Annotated in this window: 7 protein-coding genes; all 7 read left to right on the top strand. The window is 72.0% G+C overall.

Going from position 1 to position 6,315, the window contains the following annotated elements; translation table 11 throughout:
* Positions 1 to 881: GTP cyclohydrolase II (gene ribA, locus G6023_RS07680; protein ID WP_182634815.1), on the top strand; the 881-nt coding region annotated here is incomplete at its 5' end.
* Positions 878 to 1,354, top strand: coding sequence for a 6,7-dimethyl-8-ribityllumazine synthase (ribH, locus tag G6023_RS07675; RefSeq protein ID WP_182634813.1), 477 nt, complete (start codon positions 878 to 880; stop codon positions 1,352 to 1,354). The genes ribA and ribH, both read left to right, overlap by 4 nt.
* On the top strand, positions 1,351 to 1,824 hold the full coding sequence (locus tag G6023_RS07670) for a PH domain-containing protein (protein WP_182634811.1): 474 nt from the start codon (positions 1,351 to 1,353) through the stop codon (positions 1,822 to 1,824). The genes ribH and G6023_RS07670 overlap by 4 nt, the downstream gene beginning before the upstream one ends.
* Before the next feature lie 6 nt (positions 1,825 to 1,830).
* Positions 1,831 to 3,912, top strand: coding sequence for an excinuclease ABC subunit UvrC (gene uvrC / locus G6023_RS07665; protein WP_182634809.1), 2,082 nt, complete (start codon positions 1,831 to 1,833; stop codon positions 3,910 to 3,912).
* A gap of 4 nt (positions 3,913 to 3,916) precedes the next feature.
* Positions 3,917 to 4,807, top strand: a complete 891-nt coding sequence (gene rapZ, locus G6023_RS07660; protein WP_182634807.1) for an RNase adapter RapZ — start codon at positions 3,917 to 3,919, stop codon at positions 4,805 to 4,807.
* Positions 4,808 to 4,815: 8 nt separating this feature from the next.
* Positions 4,816 to 5,784 carry a gluconeogenesis factor YvcK family protein gene (locus G6023_RS07655; RefSeq protein WP_182634805.1) on the top strand — a complete coding sequence of 323 codons (969 nt, stop codon included), beginning with the start codon at positions 4,816 to 4,818 and terminating at the stop codon, positions 5,782 to 5,784.
* A gap of 52 nt (positions 5,785 to 5,836) precedes the next feature.
* On the top strand, positions 5,837 to 6,315 hold a 479-nt coding region (whiA, locus tag G6023_RS07650), incomplete at its 3' end, for a DNA-binding protein WhiA (protein ID WP_182634803.1).

Below are 6,315 nucleotides of genomic sequence, written 5' to 3'. Positions count from 1 at the left end.
GCGCCCGGCCCGGCGGCGTGCTCACCCGGCCCGGCCACACCGAGTCCGCCGTCGACCTCGCCCGGTTGGCCGGTCTGCGCCCGGCGGGCGTCATCTGCGAGATCGTCTCCGAGGACGACCCCACGACCATGGCGCGCACCCCCGAGCTCCGGCGGTTCGCCGACGAGCACGGGCTGGCGATGATCACCATCGAGGCGCTCCAGGCGTGGCGCCGCGCGAACGAGGTCCAGGTGGTGCACGAGGTCGCCGCCCGGATCCCCACGCCGGCCGGGACCATGACCGCCCACGGGTACCGCGACACCCTCCAGGGAGTCGAACACGTCGCCATGGTGGCCGGCGACATCTCGGGGGACGATCCGGTCTCCGTCCGCATCCACTCCGAGTGCCTGACCGGCGACGTGTTCCACTCGCTGCGCTGTGACTGCGGCCCGCAACTCGACGCTGCCGTCGCCGCGGTGTGCGAGGAGGGGCGCGGGGTCGTGCTGTACATGCGTGGGCACGAGGGCCGGGGGATCGGCCTGGTGCAGAAACTGCGCGCCTACCAACTGCAGGACTCCGGACGCGACACCGTCGACGCCAATCTCGACCTGGGCCTGCCCGCCGACGCCCGCGACTTCAGCCTGGCCGCACAGATGCTGCGCGACCTCGGAGTGACCCGGGTACGACTGATGACCAACAACCCCGCCAAGGCCGACGCCCTGCGCGCCGGTGGCGTGGAGGTGGTGGCCCGGGTGCCCATGCCGACGGCGGTCACGCCCGAGAACCTGCGGTACCTGCGCACCAAGCGCGACCGGATGGGCCACCTGCTCGAGGGGCTCGACGAGGGACCCGCCGGCCCGGCCGGCGCCGACGTGGACGTGGACGGAGAGGATCAGCCATGAGCGGCAGCGGTAGACCGGAACTGGTGATCCCCGACGCCCGCGGGCTGCGGCTCGGGGTGGTGGCCTCCACCTGGCACCAGGAGATCTGCGCCCAACTGCTGGACCGGGCCCTGGCCGTCGCCGACGCCTCCGGCGCGGTGGTGACCCTGGCCCGCGTGACCGGAGCCGTGGAGCTACCGGTGGTGGCCCAGGAGCTCGCACGGACCCATGACGCCGTCGTGGCGCTCGGCGTGGTGATCCGCGGTGCGACCCCGCACTTCGACTACGTCTGTCGCTCGGTGACCGACGGCCTCACCCGCATCGCCCTGGACGAGGCCACCCCCGTCGCCCACGGGGTGCTCACCACCGAGAACGAGGACCAGGCCCGCGATCGCGACGGCCACGAGGGCGCCGCCGAGGACAAGGGGGGAGAGGCCGTCGCCGCCGTGCTCGGCGCCGCCATCGCCCTGCGCACCCTGAGGACCGGTCGATGAACGAGGACTGGGAGTTCGAGCACCGGCCCCGTCGGATGCGCACCACGGCGATCGCCGTGGCGGTGCTCATCGTCATCGTCCACGTGGTGTGGGCCGTCATCCTCGTCCGCGGCGACACCGGGGTGACGATCGGGATCGCCGACCAGTTGGCCTTCGTGGTGATCGGGTTCATCTTCGCCGGGGTGCTGCTGACCCTCCTGCGGATCCGCGTGCGGGTCGGGCAGCAGGGCGTCGAGCTCCGCGGGCCGCTGCGCGTCCGGACCTGGGGCTGGGACGACGTCGTCGGGCTGACGTTCCCGCGGTCCAGCTACTGGCCCCGGCTCGAACTCCCGGCCTACGAGCACGCGGGGATCTGGGCCATCCAGTCCATCGACGGCCAGCACGGGATCGACGGCATGACCCGCCTCCGGGAGGCCGTCCGCACCCACAAGCCCTCGGCCGCCGATCCCGAGACCGTCGCCGACCGCTGACCCGCCGTGGCCGATCCGCGAACCTACCGCCCGGCCCCCGGCTCGATCCCGACGGAGCCGGGGGTCTACCGCTTCCGTGACGAGCACGGGCGCGTCATCTACGTCGGCAAGGCGAAGAACCTGCGGAGCCGGCTGAGCTCGTACTTCGCGGACCTGTCCCTCCTCCACCCCCGGACCCGGCGGATGGTCCTCGCCGCGGCCGGCGTGCAGTGGACGGTCGTGTCCACCGAGGTCGAGGCGCTCCAACTCGAGTACACGTGGATCAAGAAGTACGACCCCCGGTTCAATGTCCGCTACCGCGACGACAAGACGTATCCGATGCTGGCGGTCACCGTGGGGGAGGAGTTCCCCCGGGCCTTCGTCTACCGGGGACCCCGGCGCCCGGGGACCCGCTACTTCGGGCCCTACTCGCACGCATGGGCCATCCGCGACACCCTCGACACCCTGCAGCGGGTGTTCCCCGTCCGCTCGTGCTCCGCCGGGGTGTTCAAGCGGCAGGCGCAGCTCGGCAGGCCCTGTCTGCTCGGATACATCGACAAGTGCGCCGCCCCCTGCATCGGACGGGTGACCCCGGACGAGCACCGTGTGATCGTGGGCGAGCTCATCGACTTCCTGGCCGGACGCACCGATGCGATCATGCGCCGCATCGAGAAGCGGATGCTCGAGGCCTCCGCGGACCTCGACTTCGAGCGGGCCGCGCGGCTTCGCGACGACCTCGGCGCCATGCGGCGCGCGATGGAGAAGCAGGCCGTCGTACTGGGTGACGGCACGGACGCCGACGTGGTGGGCGTCGAGGTCGACGAACTGCAGGTCTCCGTCCAGGTGTTCCACGTGCGCGGGGGCCGCATCCGCGGTCAGCGCGGCTGGGTGGTCGAACACGCCCACGGCGTCGACGCCGACGGCGAGTTCGACGCGGCCCGTGCCGTGCCCGGGGTCGTCTCCGACTACCTCGCGCAGTTCTACGGGGGAGAGGCCGACCTCGCCGAGGCGGCCGAATCCGGCGACATCGCCGCCGCCGTGCCCCGCGAGGTGCTGGTGCCCGCCCTACCCGACGACTCCGACGAACTGGCGGACTGGCTCTCGTCGCTGCGCGGCTCCCGGGTGTCTCTCCGGGTACCCCAGCGGGGTGACAAGCGAGCCCTGGCGGAGACGGTCCACCGCAACGCCGTCGAGGCCCTGACGCAGCACAAGCTCAGGCGCAGCGGCGACCTCACCGCCCGCTCCGCGGCCCTCCAGGAGATCCAGGAGACCCTCGAGCTGGATTCGGCGCCCCTGCGCATCGAGTGCGTGGACATCTCCCACACCCAGGGCACCGACGTCATGGCCTCCCTCGTGGTCTTCGAGGACGGCATCCCGCGCAAGAGCGACTACCGGCTCTACCGCATCCGCGACGCCGCGGGTGACGGCCACTCCGACGACGTCGGCAGCATCGCCGAGGTCACGCGTCGCCGCTTCCGGCGTCACCACGAGGATCCCTCCGTCACCCCGGACGAGGTCGACGGGCCCGTCGACGACGACACCGGTACGGAGAACGCGGCCCCCGCCGCCCGCCGGTTCGCCTACCCGCCGCAGCTCTTCGTCGTCGACGGTGGTCGCCCCCAGGTCGAGGCGGCCGCCGAGGTCCTGTCCGAGCTGGGGGTCACCGACGTACCGGTGGTCGGGATCGCCAAGCGACTCGAGGAGATCTGGCTCCCGGGAGAGGAATACCCCGTGATCTTCCCGCGCCACGGGGAGGGGCTGTTCCTGCTCCAGCGGCTCCGCGACGAAGCCCACCGGTTCGCCATCCGGGCCCACCGGGGCGCGCGGTCCAGGCGAATGACGGCGTCCGTGCTCGACGACGTCCCCGGCCTCGGGCCCACCCGCCGGGCGGCGTTGGTGGAGACGTTCCCGACCGTGTCCGCACTGCGCGCCGCGAGCGCGGACGAGCTGTGCGCCGTGCCGGGGATCGGCCCGGGAGTCGCCGCCTCGATCCGGGCGACTCTCGGCGGTGCCGAGCCCACGGACGCAGCAGCCGCCGACGTGGAAGACTCGGGCGGGCAGCCCGACCAGGGACCGACCAACCGGGGACTGACCGATGACACGAGGTGAGACGATGGACGCAGGTGACGACGACGGCCACGCCGCGCGGGGGCGCGAACTCCTCCTGATCAGCGGCATGTCCGGGGCCGGCAAGGGGACGGCCTCCAAGGTCCTCGAGGAGTTCGGCTGGTATGTCGTCGACAACCTCCCGCTGACCTTCGTGGGCGAAATGCTCGCCCGGTTCGAGGAGTCCGGCGACGAGCCCCTCCGCCTGGCGATCGTCGCCGACACCCGCAGCCTCGGGTTCGACGAACACCTCGGCGACCTCCTCGACCTGTTCGACCGGCGCCCGCAGGCGCGGATCCTGTTCCTCGAGGCCTCGGACGAGGCGCTCGTGAGCAGGTTCAACAACGTTCGGCGCTCCCATCCGCTCCAATCGGGTGGCGGACTGATAGACGGCATCACCCGGGAGCGCAGGATCCTCGAGGGGCTCCGGGGGCGTGCCGACGTCGTCGTGGACACCTCGGCGCTCAGCGTCCACGACCTCCGCCACCGGCTGGAGACCCCCTTCGGTGACCTCGGGTTCGACTTCCACCTCACCGTCGAGTCGTTCGGGTTCAAGTACGGCGTCCCCGTGGACGTCGACATGCTGATGGACATGCGGTTCCTGCCCAACCCGCACTGGATTCCCGAACTCCAGCCGCACACCGGGCGCGACAAGCCCGTCCAGGACTACGTCCTCGCCGACGAATCCATCGAGGAGTACCTGCGCGCGGCGGTGTCCATGATCCGCCTGGCCATGACCGGCTACCGGCGCGAGGGCAAGCGCTACATGACGATCGCGGTCGGGTGCACCGGGGGCAAGCACCGGAGCGTGGCCATCTCCGAGTCGCTCGCCGGCAGGCTGTCCGGACTCGACTCGGTCGAGGTCCACGTCCGCCACCGCGACCTCGGGCGGGAGTGAGGCCGGCCATGACCCACGCCAGCGGTATCCCGTCCCTCGTCGCCCTCGGCGGCGGCCACGGCCTGTCGGCGACCCTCCGGGCCGCACGCCTCGTCGCCGACCATGTCACCGCGGTGGTGACGGTCGCGGACGACGGCGGTTCCTCCGGGCGACTGCGGCGCGAGCTGGGCATCCTCCCACCGGGCGACCTTCGGATGGCCCTGTGCGCGCTCGCCGCCGAAGACGACGAGAAGGCGCTGCTCACCCGACTCTTCCAGCACCGCTACGGCGGCACCGGGGCGCTGGCCGGACACGCGGTGGGCAACCTCGTCTTCGCCGGACTGTGGGAGCTGCTCGGAGACCCGATCGACGCACTCGACGCGGTCGGGTCGATCCTCGGTGTCACCGGCCGTGTCCTGCCGATGTCCCCGGTCGCCCTCGACATCGCCGCCGAGGTCGTCGGTCTGGAAGCGGACCCCCGCGTCGTGCGGACCATCATCGGACAGGTCGCCGTCGCGACCACCCCGGGCAGCGTTCGCCGGGTCACCCTCATCCCGGGCGCTCCGCCCGCCGCGGAGGGCGTGGTGGACGCGATCACCGGCGCCGACCTCGTGGTCCTCGGACCGGGATCGTGGTTCACCAGCGTGATCCCCAACGTGCTCGTGCCCGAGATCGCGTCCGCACTCAAGAGGACGGCCGCGACCAAGGCCCTCGTGCTCAACCTCGCACCCCAGCCGGGGGAGACCGCCGGGTTCTCCGCCGAGCAGCACCTCCACGTGTTGCGTCAACACGCCCCCGAGGTCGACATCGACGTCCTGCTCGTGGACCCGAGGATGCCGCTGAGCGCCACCGAACGCGAGCATCTCGAACGGGCCGCAGCGGGACTGGGGGCGCTCGTGATGACCGCGGAGATAGCGAAGACCGCCGAGGATGGGACGATGAGGCCTGTCCACGACCCCGCACTGCTGGCCTCGGCGCTCGCCGATTCGGTGCGATGAGGGCCGGGTCGATGAAGGCCGGGTCGATGAGCCGAGAACGAAGGAGCAGGGCGTGTCGCTGACCGCACAGGTCAAGTCCGAACTGGTGAGGGTCCCCGTGGGGAACTCCGAGACCAGGAGGGCCGAGGTGGCCGCCCTGCTGAGGTTCGCCGGCACCCTCCAGGTCCTGTCCAACCGACTCGTGATCGAGGCGGAGGTGGACTCCGGGGAGATCGCGGACCGACTCGCCGGCGAACTCGACGCCCTGTTCTCCGTCCCCTGTGAGATCCACCCGATCGGGGGTTCGGGCGGACGTCCCGCCCGCAAGTTCGTCCTGCGGGTCATCGACCGGGGTGCGGACCTCGCCCGTCAACTCGGGCTGGTCGACAACGCCGGCCGGACGGTCAGAGGACTTCCGGCCGCGGTCGTCGGCGGCTCCGTCGCCGCCTCCGAGGCGGCGTGGCGGGGCGCGTTCCTCGCCCACGGCTCGCTCACCAAGCCCGGCCGCTCCTCCGCACTGGAGGTCACCGCCCCGGGGGCGGAGGCGGCGAT

Source organism: Dietzia sp. DQ11-71, assembly GCF_014144995.1.
In the GTDB taxonomy this organism is placed as follows: Bacteria; Actinomycetota; Actinomycetes; order Mycobacteriales; family Mycobacteriaceae; genus Dietzia; species Dietzia kunjamensis.
This window is presented reverse-complemented; position numbering and strand designations above follow the sequence as displayed.